The 18,179-nt window shown below is 44.0% G+C and carries 19 protein-coding genes; 1 reads left to right on the top strand and 18 read right to left on the bottom strand.

What is annotated here, in order from left to right:
- Window positions 1-4 precede the first annotated feature (4 nt).
- From JM642_RS06600 to JM642_RS06515, 18 genes are all read right to left on the bottom strand, one after another.
- Window positions 5-325, bottom strand: coding sequence for a hypothetical protein (locus tag JM642_RS06600; RefSeq protein WP_047539517.1), 321 nt, complete (start codon window positions 323-325; stop codon window positions 5-7).
- Between the two features lie 28 nt (window positions 326-353).
- Window positions 354-1,724: a flagellar filament capping protein FliD gene (gene fliD / locus JM642_RS06595; RefSeq protein WP_203433216.1), complete on the bottom strand. Its 1,371-nt coding sequence runs from the start codon at window positions 1,722-1,724 to the stop codon at window positions 354-356.
- Window positions 1,725-1,771: 47 nt separating this feature from the next.
- The gene (locus tag JM642_RS06590) at window positions 1,772-2,158 is read right to left on the bottom strand and encodes a flagellar protein FlaG (RefSeq protein WP_047539514.1); all 387 of its coding nucleotides are present in this window, start codon (window positions 2,156-2,158) and stop codon (window positions 1,772-1,774) included.
- Window positions 2,159-2,289: 131 nt separating this feature from the next.
- Window positions 2,290-3,108 (bottom strand): flagellin, encoded by an 819-nt coding sequence (locus tag JM642_RS06585; RefSeq protein WP_144375190.1) that lies wholly within the window; start codon window positions 3,106-3,108, stop codon window positions 2,290-2,292.
- A 254-nt stretch (window positions 3,109-3,362) separates the two neighbouring features.
- Complete coding sequence (locus JM642_RS06580) at window positions 3,363-4,184, bottom strand: flagellin (protein ID WP_144375192.1); 822 nt, start codon at window positions 4,182-4,184, stop codon at window positions 3,363-3,365.
- 94 nt (window positions 4,185-4,278) lie between these two features.
- A complete protein-coding gene (gene flgL / locus JM642_RS06575) occupies window positions 4,279-5,490 on the bottom strand; it encodes a flagellar hook-associated protein FlgL (protein WP_203433214.1) in 1,212 nt (403 codons plus the stop codon).
- 11 nt (window positions 5,491-5,501) lie between these two features.
- Window positions 5,502-7,427, bottom strand: a complete 1,926-nt coding sequence (flgK, locus tag JM642_RS06570) for a flagellar hook-associated protein FlgK (protein ID WP_037420590.1) — start codon at window positions 7,425-7,427, stop codon at window positions 5,502-5,504.
- Window positions 7,428-7,467: 40 nt separating this feature from the next.
- The gene (flgJ, locus tag JM642_RS06565; protein ID WP_144375195.1) at window positions 7,468-8,622 is read right to left on the bottom strand and encodes a flagellar assembly peptidoglycan hydrolase FlgJ; all 1,155 of its coding nucleotides are present in this window, start codon (window positions 8,620-8,622) and stop codon (window positions 7,468-7,470) included.
- 17 nt (window positions 8,623-8,639) lie between these two features.
- Complete coding sequence (locus JM642_RS06560; protein WP_037420597.1) at window positions 8,640-9,731, bottom strand: flagellar basal body P-ring protein FlgI; 1,092 nt, start codon at window positions 9,729-9,731, stop codon at window positions 8,640-8,642.
- Between the two features lie 11 nt (window positions 9,732-9,742).
- Complete coding sequence (gene flgH, locus JM642_RS06555; RefSeq protein WP_011716401.1) at window positions 9,743-10,417, bottom strand: flagellar basal body L-ring protein FlgH; 675 nt, start codon at window positions 10,415-10,417, stop codon at window positions 9,743-9,745.
- A gap of 12 nt (window positions 10,418-10,429) precedes the next feature.
- A complete protein-coding gene (gene flgG / locus JM642_RS06550; protein WP_011716400.1) occupies window positions 10,430-11,218 on the bottom strand; it encodes a flagellar basal-body rod protein FlgG in 789 nt (262 codons plus the stop codon).
- Between the two features lie 10 nt (window positions 11,219-11,228).
- On the bottom strand, window positions 11,229-11,972 hold the full coding sequence (flgF, locus tag JM642_RS06545) for a flagellar basal-body rod protein FlgF (RefSeq protein WP_011716399.1): 744 nt from the start codon (window positions 11,970-11,972) through the stop codon (window positions 11,229-11,231).
- Between the two features lie 171 nt (window positions 11,973-12,143).
- Window positions 12,144-13,505: a flagellar hook protein FlgE gene (flgE, locus tag JM642_RS06540; protein ID WP_047539503.1), complete on the bottom strand. Its 1,362-nt coding sequence runs from the start codon at window positions 13,503-13,505 to the stop codon at window positions 12,144-12,146.
- A gap of 69 nt (window positions 13,506-13,574) precedes the next feature.
- The gene (gene flgD / locus JM642_RS06535) at window positions 13,575-14,354 is read right to left on the bottom strand and encodes a flagellar hook assembly protein FlgD (protein WP_037420602.1); all 780 of its coding nucleotides are present in this window, start codon (window positions 14,352-14,354) and stop codon (window positions 13,575-13,577) included.
- 24 nt (window positions 14,355-14,378) lie between these two features.
- Window positions 14,379-14,795: a flagellar basal body rod protein FlgC gene (gene flgC, locus JM642_RS06530; protein WP_011716396.1), complete on the bottom strand. Its 417-nt coding sequence runs from the start codon at window positions 14,793-14,795 to the stop codon at window positions 14,379-14,381.
- Window positions 14,796-14,797: 2 nt separating this feature from the next.
- Window positions 14,798-15,202, bottom strand: a complete 405-nt coding sequence (flgB, locus tag JM642_RS06525; RefSeq protein WP_037424822.1) for a flagellar basal body rod protein FlgB — start codon at window positions 15,200-15,202, stop codon at window positions 14,798-14,800.
- Window positions 15,203-15,345: 143 nt separating this feature from the next.
- On the bottom strand, window positions 15,346-16,185 hold the full coding sequence (locus JM642_RS06520) for a protein-glutamate O-methyltransferase CheR (RefSeq protein ID WP_037420607.1): 840 nt from the start codon (window positions 16,183-16,185) through the stop codon (window positions 15,346-15,348).
- Between the two features lie 102 nt (window positions 16,186-16,287).
- Window positions 16,288-17,208, bottom strand: a complete 921-nt coding sequence (locus tag JM642_RS06515; RefSeq protein WP_037420608.1) for a chemotaxis protein CheV — start codon at window positions 17,206-17,208, stop codon at window positions 16,288-16,290.
- Window positions 17,209-17,413: 205 nt separating this feature from the next.
- Here JM642_RS06515 and flgA point away from each other — a divergent pair, with 205 nt between their 5' ends.
- Window positions 17,414-18,121, top strand: a complete 708-nt coding sequence (gene flgA / locus JM642_RS06510) for a flagellar basal body P-ring formation chaperone FlgA (protein WP_203433212.1) — start codon at window positions 17,414-17,416, stop codon at window positions 18,119-18,121.
- Window positions 18,122-18,179: the final 58 nt, after the last annotated feature.

Genomic DNA, 18,179 nt, shown 5'->3' with positions numbered 1-18,179 from the left:
ACACCTACCTATTTGAATCTATAGTCTCATAAACACTGATCTGGCGCTTATTCTTATTGCTCGCATGTAATAATGCTTGCCTATCAGCCATGATAATACTCGCCTTTTTCGAAAAGTCCTGAGTAAATTCAAGCTGACGCTGAAGATAGTTAGCATCCGTCATATTGGCATCGGCGACTAATACATTGAGTAAAAGTTGACGCTCGTCTACCATACTCTGCAAATTTGAGACCAAGTCATCTGTTTGGGGATCCTCAGCAGGAATTCGGTTTAGCTGCTCTAACACTTGCGCAAGTGTAATATTAAGCTCATCGAGTTGCTTCACAACAATATTCCTTTTTACTTAGATCGATTTAGCTCTTTTTAACTGCACCAGGCAAAGAGTTTAGTCGGTCAACTAAACCGCTACTCTGCTGATTGAGTTGCCCAACAACAAGATCCATCGCATTAAACTGTTTGGTTAAACGGGCGGTTAGCTGGTCCATCTTCAATGTAAATGCAGCTCTTTGATCAGCTAAACGACTTTGCTGACTCGTATAGCTAGACTGACGATCAGCAATCAAACCTGTTGATTTAACATAGCTATTAGCAAGATCGTTAAACCGATTAGCAAGACCTTTATCTGGAGTTGCAAACAGTGCTTCAACGCTCGGCATATCTTCGGTGAGTGCTTTATTGAGTTTTGTGTCATCTACGGATAATTTTCCGTATCTGTCTGTTTTAATACCAATATCATAAAGCGCTATTGAACCACCATCCGCAGTGGGAACACGTCCACTTGCCACACTGCGAAGCTGGGATTCAATTGAGCGAATCATAGAATCGCCCTGTAGTGCGGCAGCCGTTTTTTTGTCTTTGTCGTAGGCGGACATCTTATCGATGGCCGTCACTAAACTATTGTAGGCATCAACAAAAGCTTGAACGTTTGTTTTTACAGCTTCATTGTCTTGCTCAATTTTAATCGTCGTTGTTTTAGCAACATCGGCATTGGTTAAATTCAGTGTCACACCGGTTATGGCATTTTTTACTTCATTACTTTGTGAGGTGACTTTTTGACCATCAATATAAAGTACTGCATTTTTAGCATCTTGCAATATCGAAGTATTGCCAGAACCAAACATATCAGTAACCCCAGAACCAGACGAATTCGTTGCGGTAAGACTAATTTGGTTATCTTCACCGGTTTTATTTGAGCTAAACACTAACCGGCTTCCTGCATCGCTGGTAATCACAGTTGCAGTGACACCAACATTATCAGAAGCTTCATTGACTTTTTTGGCAATTGTAGCCAAAGAATCGGTAGCTGCTATATCAACAGAAAAGCTTTTACCATTAACACCAAATGCTAAACTACCCTCCCCTACTGGTTGTGTAGCATCGGCAACATTGGTACCAGCAATCTTATGGTTAGTTGCTAATTGCTCAACTTTAATCCCATAGCTACCAGCTTGAGCTGTTTTTTCAGCTTTTGCGCTAAGGTATGCATCAGTGCTAACAGATATTTTCCGTTGATTTAACGCATCACCTGTTTGAAGTTTCTTAACGGCATCCTGAAACGTAGATAGCGCACTCTTTAAAGTCCCCATTGCAGAAACTTTTGCTTTGATGCTGTCTTCCGTCTTATTAAACATCGCTTCTTTGGGGGCTTTCTCGGCATCCACTAACACTTTTACGATGTTAGAAATGTCTAAACCAGACCCCATACCTGTCGCTGTTAATGCCATAAAAACCTCTCACTCATCAACGGATAACTTACTGTGTGGTGTGAGTTTTAAGCTTCTGTCTTCATTAGCAGACCTGTCACTTCTGACAATTTTTCTGCTAATTTTAGTGCTTCCTCACTCGGCATCTGTCTGATGACATCACCAGTATCTCTATCTAAGACTGTTACTACTGCTTGCCCTGAATTTTCGTCAACTTTAAATGCAAGCCCTTTACGCATCATTGACATCATGTCAGAAAGTTCAGTAGCTACTTGGGTTAACTTTTCAGGATTTTGTTCATCTTCTGTTGCTCTTTGCTCAGTAGACTGTTCAACAGCTGATACGGCAGCATTGCGTTTTAACTCAACATCCGCCGTCGGTGCTTTCAGTGGTACTTGAGCCAAATCAATACGGCTAGGAACCTGCATTGACGTGCTTGCTATATTAGTATCCATAGCTATACCTCACCATCATAAGCATTTGTCTTTTATACAGCCTAACAAACACTATAACTTAATGATCATTTATGTGGCAAAGGGAGATCCGTCACCGAACCTCCCTTAGAACCTTATGCTTCAATAGATGATTAAAGCAGTGATAAGGCCACTTGAGGTAATTGGTTAGCTTGCGCCAACATTGCAGAACCTGTTTGTTGCAACACTTGGTTCTTGGTCATTTGTGACGTTTCTTTCGCAAAGTCAACGTCTACAATACGGCTCTTCGCATCGGCAACGTTTGCTTGGGTGTTAGCACTGTTACTGATGTTATGGGCTAAACGGTTTTGGATAGCACCTAAATCCGCACGTTGCGCGTCAATTGTTTTGATTGCTGCATCAATTTTTGCTAATGAAGATGCACGATTAGCTGATGTAGCATTTGTTAATGACCCGACTGATAAAGAAGATTTGTTACTGGTTTTTACCGTAACTTTAATATCCTCACCGTCTTGTGCACCAACTTGGAAACTCTTACCAGCAGAGAAACCACCCGCTAACAACTTAGTTGTGCCAAAAGCCGTGGTTTTACCAATTTCATCGATTTCATTGGCAAGTTGATCCATTTCAGCTTTCAGTGCCGTTAAGTCAGCAGAGCTGTTGGCACCGTTTTCAGACTGAACGGTTAAGTCACGCATACGTTGTAACATGTTAGTTTGTTCTTGCATCGCACCTTCAGCAATCTGTGCAATAGAGATCGCATCGTTGGCGTTACGCATACCCACTTCTAAGCCACGAACCTGGCTATTTAAGCGGTTAGAAATAGCTAAACCTGCTGCGTCGTCTTTTGCGCTATTAATGCGAAGACCACTGGATAAACGTTCCATTGAAGTGGCCAAACCGCTAGCGGAAGTATTTAAGTTTTTCTGTGCTTTTAAAGATGTAACGTTTGTGTTTACTGTAATGGCCATGATCGTTTCCTCTTTATACCTGGCTTGTCTAAACTTGCCTGTCTACTTAAGCCAGGCGGGTCTTAGTGGTTACAGTAAATATAACGGCAGCAATTTTTTTATCTTTAGGACTATTTTGAGAAAAATTTTTATCTTTATAAAAAACATTTATTTTCATAAAGATAAACTTTTCCTTAACTAAAACTTTGCCTACTTTTCTAACCTTAGCTAGAAAAAGTAGGCAAAAGTACTCTACAAAAATGCGCGAGCTTAATTTAGCCCAATAGTGACAACGCCACTTGCGGTAATTGGTTTGCTTGAGCGAGCATCGCAGAACCCGTTTGTTGCAATACCTGATTCTTGGTCATTGCAGAGGTTTCTTTCGCAAAATCCACATCCACAATACGGCTCTTAGCATCGGCAACGTTTGCTTGAGTGTTCGCACTGTTACTGATGTTATGGGCTAAGCGGTTTTGAACCGCACCCAAATCGGCGCGTTGAGCATCGATTGTTTTAATCGCAGCATCAATTTTAGCCAATGAAGAAGCTCTATTGGCGGACGTTGCATTAGCTAACGCTGCCACTGATAAAGAGTTTTTATTACTGGCTTTTACCGTAACTTTGACATCTTCACCTTCTTGGTGACCCACTTGGAATACTTTACCAGCAGAGAATGTACCCGTTAGTAATTTAGTATTACCAAAAGCAGTACTATTACCAATACTATCAATCTCTGTTGCCAGTTGATCCATTTCAGCCTTTAGAGCAGCCAAGTCAGCAGAGCTGTTGGCACCGTTTTCAGACTGAATCGTCAAGTCACGCATACGTTGTAACATGTTAGTCTGTTCTTGCATCGCACCTTCAGCAATCTGGGCAATGGAGATCGCATCGTTAGCGTTACGCATACCTACTTCTAAACCACGAACTTGGCTATTTAAGCGGTTAGAAATAGCTAGACCAGCAGCGTCATCTTTCGCACTGTTAATACGCAGACCGCTCGATAGACGTTCCATAGAGGTTGCTAAACCACTACTGGAGGTATTTAAATTTTTCTGTGCCTTCATCGAAGTCACGTTGGTATTAACTGTAATAGCCATGTTGAGTTCCTCTTCCTAGTTATACCGCCAAGGCTTGGAGCTTGGCTAAATTTTTAACAATTTATCTTACAGATGGTTAGGTCTTTGCTTTCTGTTAAATAAAGTCAAACAGGGAAACAGAACCCACCTTACTAAACACGTTAGAGACTGCGTTCAATGCAAGCTGCTGCTTTTCAAATTCCGTAATCGCTGACGCATAATCCAGATCTTCCAGAAGTGATAGTGCCGAAGTATTCACCACTTTCTCCTCTGTATGAGTATCCTTGTAACGCTCGACGGTTTTCAGACCATTTCCTGCCACACTTCTGGCTGAACTCATCTGATTGACGCCACTATCGATATTATTCAATAACTGTGCCAACTGAGCTTTTCCTTGGGGAGAATTTGCTGCGTTAGGATCTTCGATCAAAGCGATCGCATTACTGATCGTGTCAAATATACTGACCTCAGCCTGAGGTTCCATGCTGAAACTATCTCCAGCGCTGGGTTTTCCGTCTATCTTGACCTCAATGCCATTAAAACTGACAGGATTCGTCGCATCGAAGTTAGCAACGTTTGCGACTGGATTATTTGCTGAATCAAGCACCTGCAGATTGACGCCACCAGAACCGTTATCAGAAAAATTAAAGGTATAAGTATCAGCCACATAAGTTGCCTGATCAGCAATTTTTGCCGTTTGAACCTTAAAGTCCCCTTGCTGACTGGCCAAATAATTGACGCTATAATCGCCAAGCCCATTGGGAGCCTTCATAAACGCGAGATCGCCAGGAATATTGGTTGCAATGGCAACACCTGATTGCACTAAGCTATCGCGAACCCCAGAATCGCCGCTGTATACGATCTTGGGTGGAGTGGAATTATCAAAAGAGAAGGGTTGTTTGTCGGTACTAAACCCAGAGAACAGATAATTACCCGATTCATCTTTGCTATTGGCAATAGAGAGTAGTTCTTCAAGACTATCTTTCATCTCATCGGCAATCATTTGCCGCTCTGAGTCAGATAAAGTGCCGTTGACAGCACGCATCAACTGTTCACGAATAGAACCTGTTAAGTCTTCCGCACTGCCCAACTTGCTTTCTGTAACGGCAAGGCGGTTATTGGCATAGTCGATATTCTTCATAAATTGATCGACTAAGGCATTACGTTGATTTAGGTTGTCGATACCTAAAGCCGCAACAGGGTCATCCCCAGAGGTGTTGACCTTTTTGCCAGTGCTAAGCTGTTCTAAAATTTTGCTCGTTGCGGTTTGTTTTTGCAGCACGCTAGTAATACTTTGATTAAAGAGCTGCGCGGTTGATAATCGCATCGTCACTTCTCCTAACGCACTGAAGTCAATAGACTGTCAAAAATTTGCTGCGCGGTTGACATAATTCGCGCAGAAGCCTGATAAGCTTGTTGAAAACGCATCAGGTTGGCCGCTTCTTCATCTAAGTTCACGCCTGATTCACTTTCAACTCGGGTATAAGCTTGCTTATAAATGGCTTCTGCAGACCCTACTCGTACTTCAGCTGCTTTTGTTTGACTGCCAATATCCTGTTTGGTCTTTTGAAATACGTCTGCAAGCGTTGACTTACCACCATTCATCACTTTGGTTTCACTCAGTTTTGCCATCGCAACGGCGTTGGTGTTATCGCCCTCTGCAAAAGATAAATCGAAGGTAAATTTGTCACCCGCGGCTGCGCCGCTACTCTCAACTTCAAAGGTAAAACCAAATGCACTGATGCTCGGTGGCGTATAAGGCGCAGCAGCACCGAGTGATGCGCCTGAGGCATCAAAGGCTTCAAAGGTCGGCGGCACGGCAGTTGTATTTAACTGAATAGTCAGCTCCCCCCCTTTTACAGGGAAATTCGCCGCATTACGGTCAGTAATTTGCGTGAGCTTAACTTGAGTGTTACCTGAGTTCGCAGTATCTGCGGTAATTTTGGGCGCCGCGGCAGCGATACCTTTAGGATCGGTCATCACTACTTCAATGCCATTCGCGGCCCCTGCGGTTGGACGAATGGCAAATCTGTCTCCAGAGGCCATGGCGCCAGCTTTAATATCAATAGAAAATCCAGCACCGCCTTCTAACTTAGTGCCGTTTAAGGTAAGCGGCGTTATCGCGCCGGTTTGCGTATCTCTCAGTTGATAGGTCGACGGCGCCGTAAACGACAGCTCATATGAGCCACCCGTTAAGGTACTGGTATCATCAATATTGACGCCTAAGGTCGCGTTACCTGTATTACCAGAAAGACCAGCAACACGGCCTAAGGACATTAGAGGATCGTTAATATCTTTGAACATATTTGCGCCAACTTGACCATTAAGATCAAATCCTTGCGCTTGCAGTTTATTAAAGCTGTCTGCAACCCCTAAGGCCAATTGATCAAGCTCTAAGCTCGCAGGCATCAAGGTTTGGTCACGGTATTCAAACAATGCCCCCAACTGCCCTCCTAACTTGCTAGGATCGGCTTTTACGCTTTGTGAGCCAACGGTCGATACCAATTGCAATTCGTTGGGGAAGGGATCGCCCGTCGTCGTGCTCATCGACATCGCCACTTCCCCCGAAACCAACATGATAGAACCGCCTAACATGATGCTCTTTGCCCCATTATCCAAGGGGATCACATTCACCTGCGCATACTGACTTAACTCTTGCACGAGCGCGTCTTGCTTATCTAATAAAATCGGATCTTGATTAGGCGATTTCATCAACTCAAGATTGAGATTAGCAAGTTCAGTGCTGATCTCATTAATGCGCTTAGTCATCCCAGTGATTTGATCATTGGTTTGATTTAGCTGCCCGTTCAAGGTTGACTGCATTTGATTCAAGCTATTTGCCAGTTGTTTGGCATCATTTAAGGTTGAGCTACGAATACCTAAATCAGCAGGTAAGTCTGCCAAGCTATTTAAGCCTGCAAACAAATCGTTCAAGCTCTGTGGTATCACTTTACCAATTTGGGAGAAAATTTGGTCCAGCTCACTAAGCTTGCCATAGCTAGCCTCAGCCGCACTCAGGGTCGTTTGGCCAATACGCAGTTCGCGCGAGGCATAGTCATTATAAATACGTTTTACATCAGAAACATATGTCCCAGTACCGTAAAAACCATTTCCAAGACGTTGAGAATCTAAGGTGGTTTGGGTTGCCACTTGTCGGTGATAACCCGCGGTATTGGCGTTAGCAATGTTATTACTGGTCACCCCTAGTTGCGACTGAGAAGCGAGCACCCCTGTACGGGCAATGTTTAATAGATCGATAGCCATTAGCCGATACTCCTCAACATTAATGTCTTATGAAGAATGATCATTTGTCTTCTCCTGGCAGTATCGATTTCAGCTCTTCACTGATGGACTGCATGACTTTAATCACTTTTTCAGCATATTTTGGATCGGTAGCGTAACCCGCATCCTGCAATGCACGGATAAACTGAGTCGGTGACGCTGCCACTTTCTTGGCATCTTGATAGCGCTCACCGTCAGCAATAAAGGAAACAAAATCGTTAAAACTATGCTCAAAATCGTTGTAAACCCGGAAATCGGCTTTTTGTCTAACGGCAATACCCTGCTCAAACTCCAAGGTACTCACGTTAGCTTTATCACCCAGCCAACGACGATCCGCTTTAATATTGAATAAGTTATGGCTAGGAGCGCCGTTATTTCCGCGAACAATTTTTTGCCCCCAACCAGTCTCGAGGGCCGATTGAGCCAATAACACTTCAGGTTTAGTGCCAAGGGCTTTAGCGGCTTTTTCTGCATGGGGATATAACGTCGCTAAAAATTCTTCACGGCTACCAAACTTAAGCGTCTTTTGCGTTTCTCTAAATGCCACTGTCGGCAATATTTGGCCGCTGATAACAGGTTCTATCGGTGATAAGGGTTGCTCAGACCAGCTTGGCTTAGGTGTATCTATCGCCAACAAGCGTTCAGGTCGGTCAATGTCTAAGGAAGAAGTGACACCATCGGCCTTTTCAAATTCAACATTTGGACGCGCTATCGATACAGGTACACCTTGTACGGCTTGTTCTGAAGTGTTGCTATTTATAGCTTCAGCAGTCGATGGGGCTTGAACAGGAATATTAAAGGCTTTAGCGTCATGTTCTAGTTTCATGCCACCATCATTACGTAGCACCGATGCAGGTGTTAGCTGGCTTGACTCAGGAGACAACTGCTGCACCATCATGTCAGCCAGTCCCAGCACACCTTTATCCGATAAGTCGACGGACAATTGCTGATCCCGCATCTGCTCATAAAATTTGGTGTATTGACTATTGAGAGGACTGTCTGACTCGAACACCGCATTAGCATCACGCATGCTCTTCATCAGCATTTGCACAAAAACGCCTTCAAATTGTTGGGCGACTTTTTTCAAAGCGCCCTTTTCATCTTTCTGAGCCTGGGCGCGCAGGTTATCGAGCCCGCCCAGATCAAGAAAATGTGATGAACTTGAAAGCTTTTCCATGATTTTCCCGACAGAAATTAGATGATGATAAGTTCACCATGCAAAGCACCTGCCACTTTTAACGCCTCCAGAATGGCAAGGACATCTGAAGGTGCTGCACCGACCAAATTCACGGCACGCACTAATTCATCTAAGGTCGTGCCGGGATTAAACATAAACATCCTGCGATCACTTTCAGTCGCATTTATCGTGCTATTGCTGGTCACTGTTGTTTGGCCATTGGCTAGCGCATTTGGCTGAGACACCTGAGTCGCTTCGGCGATCGTCACAGTCAAACCACCATGAGTCACAGCCGCAGGTAATAACTTGACGTTCTGCCCAACGACTATCGTGCCAGTACGCGAATTCACAATCACTTTGGCAGACTCTTCAGCAGGTTCCACCTCAATATTTTCGAGCGTAGCTAAAAAAGACACCCGTTGTGATACATCCCTTGGCGCACTGACCTGAATCGACGTTGCATCCAACGGGCGCGCCATATCAGGGCCGAGCAGATCATTAATCGCATCGGCCATACGCTGCGCGGTCGAAAAATCCGAGCGACGTAAGTTAAACGTCAAATAATCGCCAGTAGAAAACGGCGTAGCCACACTGCGTTCAACAATTGCGCCGTTAGGAATACGGCCAACCGTTGGCGTGTTTTGAATCACTTTCGAACCATCCAAACCATCGGCACTAAAACCACTTACTACTAAGCTGCCTTGGGCAATCGCATATACATTGCCATCAACCCCTTTGAGGAAGGTTTGCAGTAACGTCCCACCACGTAAGCTTTTTGCTTCACCTAGGCTTGAAACGGTCACATCCAATTCTTGGCCTGGTTTAATAAACGCTGGCATATCGGCATGCACAGCAACCACGGCCACGTTTTTGATTTTGGGTCTAAAATTTTCAGGCAAATTGATGCCGAAATTTTTAAGCATCGTGGTGAATGTTTGCTCTGTGTAATTGGTTTTCTCACCCGTACCAGGCAACCCCACTACTAAGCCATAACCAATTAACTGGTTATTTCGTACCCCTTGCACATTAGCAATATCTTTAATGCGTTCAGCCTGGCTTGGCATCGAAAACGCCAACATAACAACGGCCAAAATGAGTTTATATTTCATAATATGACTCCTTAGAAGGGCCACCAATCGCTCATAAAGAACTGGCTTAACCAGCCCACTTTTTGCGCTTCGGCGAAAGTACCAGTACCGCTATATTGAATACGCGCATTGGCCATACGGGTTGAATCAATGGTGTTATCTGGCTTGATATCCTGCGAGCGCACAATACCGGTCACGCGAATAAACTCATCACCATTGTTGATTGAAATCCACTTTTCACCGCGCACAACTAAGTTACCGTTATTGAGCACTTGCATAATATTGGCGGAGATACTGCCATCTAAGCTATTGCTTTGATCTGCATCGGATTCACGCTTAGTATTCATGCTGTCTTTGTAGCGTAAATCGAGGGGAATACCGCCTAAAGACACATTGCTCCCGCCGGCATAAATGGGATCGAGTGTCATATCAGAACCTTTTTTGATCTGATTACCGGCACTCTTTTTCGCCTGAGTCGCTTCTTTCAACACGATAGTGATAATGTCACCGACTTTATGGGCACGAATATCCGAGTAAAGACTCGCCGCTTGGCTATCTTGGTAAATCGACCCCGTTGCAGCAATTTTAGTCGGTGGTGCTTCGGGATAAACTGGGGCATAGAAGGGATCATCCGCAATCGGCTTCTTTGGAGTTGAACTACATGCCGCCAGCAAGAGCGTACTAGCCAATAGTAGATATCTAGCCATGATCATGTGCCTCTATAGATTCTGATTCACATAAGCCAGCATCTGATCGACCGCCGAAATCACTTTGGAGTTCATCTCGTAGATCCGCTGACTTTCAATGAGGTTAACTAGCTCTTCGGTCACGTTCACGTTAGAGGTTTCTAACGCACCTTGACGAATCGCTCCCATACCATCAAGTGATGCAGTGCCTTGAATAGGCGTACCACTCGCACCAGTTTCGGTGTATAGGTTTTGTCCCATAGGATCTAAACCCGACGGGTTAATAAAGTCGGTCATACTGAGCTGCCCAACGACCTGGTTTTCCGCCGCACCTGGTGTTTTTACCGAAACTTCCCCTTCAGCAGAGACCGTAATACTGGTTGCATCCTCAGGAATAGTGATCGCAGGTTGCAACACATAACCCGAACCCGGTGTGACAATTTGCCCAGTATCATCTAAGGTAAATTGACCATTACGGGTATAAGCCGTAGTCCCATCGGGGAGCTGCACTTCGAAAAACCCAGGACCTTCAATCATCAAATCGAGCGAGTTATCCGTGGTCAGCATATTGCCTTGGGTAAACATTTTTTGGGTGGCTACCACCTTGGTACCCGCACCAATGTTCAAACCGTTTGGCAACTTAGTGTTAGAGGCGCTGATCCCACCCGCTTGGTTAACAGTTTGATAAAGTAAGTCTTCAAATACCGCGCGGCTTTTTTTATAGCCCACAGTACTGGCGTTAGCGACGTTGTTTGAAATCACCGCAATATCGGTTTGCTGTGCGTCTAAGCCAGTTTTACTAATCCATAACGCTGGATGCATAATTTATCTCCTAACTAATCCGCATTAATGAAGATGAAGCGCGGTCATTTTCTTCCGCGGTTTTCATCATCTTCACTTGCAATTCAAATTGTCGCTGTAGGTCGATTAAGGACACCATCTCATCTACGGGGTTGACGTTACTGCCCTCTACAGCACCACTTTCTACAAATACACTGGGATCGGCAGGCGCCGGATCACCGGATACCAAACGGAACAATCCATCCTCGCCGCGCATCATTTGTGCATTGCCAGGGTTTACTAACTTTAATCTTCCTACCTCTTCGACGACTTCTGTCGTCGCACCTTGAGGACGAACAGAGATAATCCCATCCTGTGAAATAGTGACCTTTTCAATTGGCAGCGGTAACACAATCGGTCCGGCATCACCCATCACGGGATTACCACGGTCGTTATGCAATAAACCTGTTGAGTCAAAACTGAGACTGCCAGAACGGGTATAAGCTTCACTACCATCCTGTGCTTGCACGGCAAACCAACCGTCACCTTTAATGGCAACGTCAAGATCGCGTCCAGTAGATTTAATCGGGCCCGAACGAAAATTGGCGGAGGGGGTTTCAACCATGGCAAAGACCCTTGTCGGCAATCCTTCACCAAAGGCTTGCATCGATCTGGCTTGCGCCATATCCGACTTAAATCCATCGGTATTTGCGTTGGCTAAGTTGTTGGCACGCAACGCCAACTCATTCATATTTTGCTTAGCGCCGCTCATGGAGATATAAAGGAATTTGTCCACAGACTGCTCCGTCAAAGTTTCAACCTGACAATAGCAAAGCAAGCATCATGCCAATAAAATAAGCAGCTAGTTAACTGATAAATTAGGAGATTTTAATAAACGAATGAATGCACAACAGAAAGAGGCTAAGTGTTGCCGCTTGCGGCAACACTTAGCAGAGGCAAGATTAACTTAACGAATTTGCAGAACAGTTTGTTGCAGAGTGTTATTCACTTCCAGCGTACGTGAGTTGGCTTGGAAGTTACGTTGTGCCGAAATCAAATCCACCAGCTCAGTCGTCAAGTCAATGTTAGATTGCTCTAACGCTGAAGAACTGAGACTACCAAACGTACCACTGTTAGGCTCACCAGCCAGCGCAGGACCTGACGATAAACTGGCTTTCCACGAGGTATTACCCACTTGTGTCAACCCTTGTTCGTTTGCAAAGCGAACTAAAGCAACGCGGGCTAATGGCACTGTTGAACCATTGGAGTAACTGGCAGTGATCAAACCATCTTCACCAATTTCGACATTGGTTAAACGTCCTACTGTGGTACCGTCCTGTGACAATTCAGTGGCGGCAAAGGGAGCTGAATATTGGGTTGGTGCATTAAATTTAATAGTCACGGCTTGAGTACCATCAGCACCAGGGCCTAACACACCAGCGCCGCCAACCCCTAGCGCTTCGGTGGCAACGACTGCCGGATCACTCCCAGTATACACACCGACAGAATTAAACTTCAGAACCGATCCCTTCCAGCCGCCAGCCGTTTGAGCTGTGCCAGAGGCATCGGGAGTGCCATCACCATTGGTGTCAGTCTGATATGTACCAGCAGGGCCAGAAATATCAACTTGTTTACCATCAATGGCATAGTATGCAACCCAGTTGTTTTCACCATTATATGAACCATTATTTGGCTTGACGAAATAGGTCGTCATGATATGTGGCTCACCCAGAGAGTCATAAATCGTCATGGATGTCACACTGTTATAGGTTTTGGAGTCTAAAGGATCAAAAGCAGCAGGATCGAGTGAACCTTCTTTTGCATTTAAATTCATCTGCAAAGTCACGTTTTCAGTTTGAACAGGGCTACCTGCAGTATCAGGAATTTGTACTGGCTTAGCTGTCGTTAAACTGACAGAGGTAGAGTTACCATCTTTATCTACTGGAAAGGTCTGCAAAAAATTCCCTGCTGAGTCAACCATATAATTATTTTTGTCGACTTTGAAAGCACCTGCCCGAGTAAACTGATGATCCAAGGTACCTATCTCGGACGCAGTTACAAAAAAGCCACCGCCTTTAATCGCTAAATCTAACGAGTTATTCGTCAGTTGCAAACTACCTTGGTGGAATTGCTGCGCCACTTGGCTCGTAGCCACACCGCCACCCACAGCGGTTTTTGAGTTTGAGAAAATTGAATTAGCGTAAACATCCGCAAATTCAGCACGCGACTCTTTAAAGCCAATGGTGTTAGCATTCGCGATATTGTTCGCAGTAGTGTTCAAATCTTTCTGCGCAGCAGAAATGCCACTCAATGCAATGTTAAACGACATAATTCACCTCTACATTTGCTCAATTCAATGATGGACAAGTGTGATGTCCATTTACAATCTTGATAACGATTAAACTTCACTAATCGCAAGTACATCCGACAGTTTAAAGGCCATTCCACCCTTGAGATTCAAAATGGCGCCAGTCGCTGCTGTACCTAAAGAAACACTGGTCACATGCGCATAGGTCGATACAGCTAACGCTTGTGATTTATCATTCACCAAACCCGATGCTTTAATCGAGTAATTACCTGCAGCAACGGGTTCTCCTTTATCATTCAAACCATCCCACTTGACATCAGTGTTACCACCCTTACTACCATCAACAGTAAATGTTCTAACGACCTGCCCTTTATCATCTTCGATTCGAACATTAATGACGGGAATTTTCTCTGAAGTACTGATCACACCATTTAAGCCTGGGCTTTCTGCAGAGATATAACCCGTATCAGTCGGTAACAGCACTTTTCGCCCAACTAATCCCGATGCTTGCAAAGCTTGGCTTGATGTCATCACACTGTTTAAATTAACAATTTGATCATTTAACTTAGAAATGCCATCGACAGTAGAAAAAGATGCCATCTGTGCAATCATCTGGTCGTTATCAACGGGCTTGAAGGGATCCTGCATCGATAACTGCTGGCTGAGTAATGAGAAAAAATCCTCTTGAGTGAGCTGCTGACTCTTAGCCTCTGGAACAGCAGAACTATTCGGCAAACGTAATCCATCCAAAAATGGGTTACCTGTCGAGCTAGTCGAGGTTTTCGTGGTATTGGTTGATACCGTATTCGATTGAGTGTTTGTTTGAGTCAGCTGCGATGAGGTTTGACTCAGTTGGTTAATGAGGCTCACAACGTACCTCCTAAATAACGCATATTATTTACCCATCCCAAGTGTTTGTTGCAGCATAGATTTTGCCGCCTCAGCCACTTGAACATTCATCTGATATGAGCGAGAAGCTGAAATCATGTCAGCCATTTCTTCCATGACATTGACATTTGGTTTGTAAATAAAGCCATCAGCATCCGCCATCGGATGATCCGGCGAATACTCTTTTAATAGGGGCTTATCACTCTCGACTATGCCTTTCACCGTGACACCTTGGGAAGCTTGTTGCTGACTTTGCGCCTTGGCCATTTCGGCTTCGAAAATAGGATGACGAGAACGGTAAGTTTTATCTACACTGCTGGAGACTGAATCTGCGTTAGCAATGTTACTCGCGGTAGTATTTAGCCGCAGAGACTGGGCTGACATGCCAGACCCCGCAACATCGAAGATATTAAATAAACTCATGATTAATCCCCTCTCAGCGCTTTTTTCATACCGCTAAATTTACTGTCTAAAAACCCCAGAGACATTTGATATTCGAGAGCATTTTGCATAAATGCTGATTGCTCTTGTTGAACGTCGACAGTATTGCCATCCCCTGTATCGGGTTGATTCGGCACTCGAAATTTAACGTACTGCCCGGTTAGCTGCGCTAGCCCAAAATGCTGCTCATCAGCGGTCATCTCTAAGCTATTACGCTGTTGTTGCTGGGTTTTAGCAACATTTAAGGCGGCAGAAAAATCGACGTCACGGGCTTTATAATGTGGCGTATCAGCATTTGCGATATTGCTTGAAATCACTTCAGCCCGCTCAGCACGGATCCCCAAGGTGAATTGGTGAACACCCAGTGCCTTATCAAAATTAATCGCCATAAAATTGCCTCCATCGTGTCACTCACGGGAACAAAGCAATTCATGTGCCAATACTTTTATGGGAGGTAATAAAGTTTGTGAGGGATATAGCAGATAAAAAAATTACCGAACTATGCCGGTAATTATCAATTAAAATCAAATCCTTAAGTTTTCTTTTGGTAATAAATGCCAGGGTTACAACGAACCATATCAAATTCATCAGTAAGGCCAGCAATGGATTCGGATGCGCCTAAAAAGAGGATACCTTTGGGATTTAACGCGGCAGCAAATTGCCGCAAAATTTTTGCTTTTGCCTCAGGGGCAAAATAGATCAACACATTTCGGCAAAAAATAATGTCAAACTTACCCAACAAAGTGTAACTCTCGAGCAAGTTATGAGCTCGGAAATTGACGAGACGTTTAACGTTATCTTTTATGCGCATGTTGCCAGAAGGCAAAGCATCAAAAAACTGCCGCTTACGTTCTTCAGACAATCCACGTGCTAACGCTAAACTATCATACTCAGCATTTTTACAACGCTCCAACATAGAAGGCGAAAGATCCGTTGCTTGAATCGAGGCACCACCAGGCAGCGCCCCAGGTTTTTTTTGCTGGTACTCTAATATGGTCATAGCTAAAGAATATGGCTCTTGACCCGACGAGCAAGCTGCAGACCATATCTTTAAAGGTCTACCTAACTTACTGTATTCTGGTAATAGCACATTATTAAGCAATTCAAATGGATAACGGTCACGAAACCATAAGGTTTCATTAGTGGTCATGGCATCAATAACTTCAGCTCGTAAAGCTCGTTCCGTGGGTTTCATCGAATGCTTTACCACATCGGATAACGAAGGAAGGTTATATTTGCCCATCAATGGCGCGAGACGACTACGTACGAGGTATTGTTTATTTTCACCTAGCACGATGCCGCTATGTTGTTCTAAGAACAACCTAAATTGATTATATTCTGCTTCAGCGAGTGATTTATCAGGCACATTCACGTCCTAGATCCTATAGCAAGCACCAAAATAAGTGCACAACAATCATGTAATAAGGGCTAGATTATAGCGTAAAGCTCAACTAGGCACTAACCCACACTCTCACTACAAACTTAAATGCTTGTTCACTGCCGCAGCTAATTCGTCAGGGTTAAATTTTGCGATAAAGTCATTGGCACCAACCTTTTGTACCATGGCTTGGTTAAAGACACCGCTTAATGAGGTGTGCAGTACCACCTTGATATTTTTAAGCTTAGGATCATCACGGATCTCAGCCGTTAAGGTATAACCATCCATTTCGGGCATCTCAATATCGGAGATAATGAGTGGAATTTCATCGGCAACGTTATTCATTTCACTTGCAATGGCCTTGAGCTTATCAAGTGCCTCACGACCATCTTTTGCCGTGTCAATTTGTAAATTTAACGACTCTAACGACCGAATAATTTGCTTGCGTGCCACCGCAGAATCATCAATCACCATAATATGGTAATGCTGACTTCTATCGAGAGTAAGTTGCTCATTAACCTCTTCACTAATAGCCGTTTTGACAGGTGAGATTTCATCTAAAATCTTTTCAACATCCAAGATTTCAACCAACTCACCTTCAATCTCGGTAACCGCGGTTAAATAGGAATAACGCCCAGCACCTTGCGGTGGCGGCATAATAGCTTCCCAGTTCATGTTGATAATACGTTCAACAGAACTAACCAAGAACCCCTGCACACTACGGTTATATTCCGAAATGATGATAAAGCAATTTTCAGTGCTCGCTAACGGACGCCCTCCCGTTGCCGCACTCAGATCGATAACAGAAATAGTTGTGCCGCGAATATGGGCAACTCCTTTGACGTAAGGATTGAGTTTAGGCAATGTTGTTAATGGCGGGCATTGCAAAACCTCTTTCACTTTAAATACGTTTATCCCAAACCGTTGACGACCATTTAACTTAAATAGCAATAGTTCTAGCCGGTTTTGACCTACGAGTTGGGTTCGTTTGTTGACTGAATCAAGAATACTCGACATAACTCTGCCTTGTTGTTCTGTTTATGTACGGCCCTAAAACTCGTTTGAGTATAGGCATATTAATTGCTTACGTCTTGTTATCGATAAACATAGTTGAAACTAAGTCAAACTTCTGACACCAAAAATCTAAGAAAGAAGCATTGAACAGTTTCACGCTTGATAAAAGTATAGGTGTATTCTGGCGTTACAAGCTAGTCTCTTCATTATGAAAGTAAATTTAGTCTATTTTTTGAGTATTTTCGCACTTTTTCTATCCACGACAGCTAAGGCTGAACCCGTGATACCTAGCGTATCGGCGATATCCGAATTAGCTAAAGCCCTTATTAATGAAAAGATTGCTGTACCTGCAAATGCGAAAGTCGACATTAATCCACAAACGGTCGATAACCGAATGCTGCCAGCACAGTGCACATCACCAATAAGGGTCGAATTAGCTTCAGAACGCGAAATTAGCCGTAATAACACCATAAAAGTCAGTTGTGATACCCCCGATCTCGCCTACCCTTGGCAGATTTTTATGTCTGTTAGAGTAGACATTCTTTTTCCTGTTGTGGTCGCAACCGAAACCTTAGCGCCAGGTGAATTAATCAGTCCTTCACAGGTCGAGATCCGCTATGTTGACCAAAATAGTTTGCGTGGTATGCAATTTAGCGATACTAATCAGCTTACAGGCGTTAGAGTTAAACGCCGAGTCGCGAAAAATTATCCTATTTTTGCGAACAACCTTTGCTTTGTCTGTAAAAATGACACAGTGTCGATTTATGTGCGTTCAAATAACTTCGTACTAAAAACTGTGGGAGAGGCGCTGCAAGATGGTAATATCGGCGACCAAATTCGAATCAAAAATAGCAGTTCTAACAAAGAGCTAGATGCCATAATTACGGAGATTGGCGAAGTAGAAGTTAGAATGTAAAATAAGCTAAAGCTTTTCGATAAGCTGCCGATACCCCAGTTAAGAAATCCGTATACAT

This window comes from Shewanella sp. LZH-2 (genome assembly GCF_016859145.1).
Taxonomy (GTDB): Bacteria; Pseudomonadota; Gammaproteobacteria; order Enterobacterales; family Shewanellaceae; genus Shewanella; species Shewanella xiamenensis.
Note: the sequence above shows the minus strand (reverse complement) of the source record. Positions and strands in the feature narration are given on the sequence as shown.

What these genes read in the sequence shown, in the direction of transcription:
- flgC (WP_011716396.1), bottom strand. Translation starts at nt 14,795, where the DNA reads ATGAGTTTATTTAATATCTTCGATGTTGCGGGGTCTGGCATGTCAGCC.
- flgL (WP_203433214.1), bottom strand. Translation starts at nt 5,490, where the DNA reads ATGCGATTATCAACCGCGCAGCTCTTTAATCAAAGTATTACTAGCGTG.
- flgG (WP_011716400.1), bottom strand. Translation starts at nt 11,218, where the DNA reads ATGCATCCAGCGTTATGGATTAGTAAAACTGGCTTAGACGCACAGCAA.
- JM642_RS06515 (WP_037420608.1), bottom strand. Translation starts at nt 17,208, where the DNA reads ATGTCGAGTATTCTTGATTCAGTCAACAAACGAACCCAACTCGTAGGT.
- JM642_RS06585 (WP_144375190.1), bottom strand. Translation starts at nt 3,108, where the DNA reads ATGGCCATTACAGTAAACACAAACGTTACATCTTTAAAAGCACAGAAA.
- flgE (WP_047539503.1), bottom strand. Translation starts at nt 13,505, where the DNA reads ATGTCGTTTAACATTGCATTGAGTGGCATTTCTGCTGCGCAGAAAGAT.
- flgK (WP_037420590.1), bottom strand. Translation starts at nt 7,427, where the DNA reads ATGGCTATCGATCTATTAAACATTGCCCGTACAGGGGTGCTCGCTTCT.
- flgJ (WP_144375195.1), bottom strand. Translation starts at nt 8,622, where the DNA reads ATGGAAAAGCTTTCAAGTTCATCACATTTTCTTGATCTGGGCGGGCTC.
- JM642_RS06580 (WP_144375192.1), bottom strand. Translation starts at nt 4,184, where the DNA reads ATGGCTATTACAGTTAATACCAACGTGACTTCGATGAAGGCACAGAAA.
- flgH (WP_011716401.1), bottom strand. Translation starts at nt 10,417, where the DNA reads ATGGCTAGATATCTACTATTGGCTAGTACGCTCTTGCTGGCGGCATGT.
- flgB (WP_037424822.1), bottom strand. Translation starts at nt 15,202, where the DNA reads ATGGCGATTAATTTTGATAAGGCACTGGGTGTTCACCAATTCACCTTG.
- fliD (WP_203433216.1), bottom strand. Translation starts at nt 1,724, where the DNA reads ATGGCATTAACAGCGACAGGTATGGGGTCTGGTTTAGACATTTCTAAC.
- flgA (WP_203433212.1), top strand. Translation starts at nt 17,414, where the DNA reads ATGAAAGTAAATTTAGTCTATTTTTTGAGTATTTTCGCACTTTTTCTA.
- JM642_RS06560 (WP_037420597.1), bottom strand. Translation starts at nt 9,731, where the DNA reads ATGAAATATAAACTCATTTTGGCCGTTGTTATGTTGGCGTTTTCGATG.
- JM642_RS06590 (WP_047539514.1), bottom strand. Translation starts at nt 2,158, where the DNA reads ATGGATACTAATATAGCAAGCACGTCAATGCAGGTTCCTAGCCGTATT.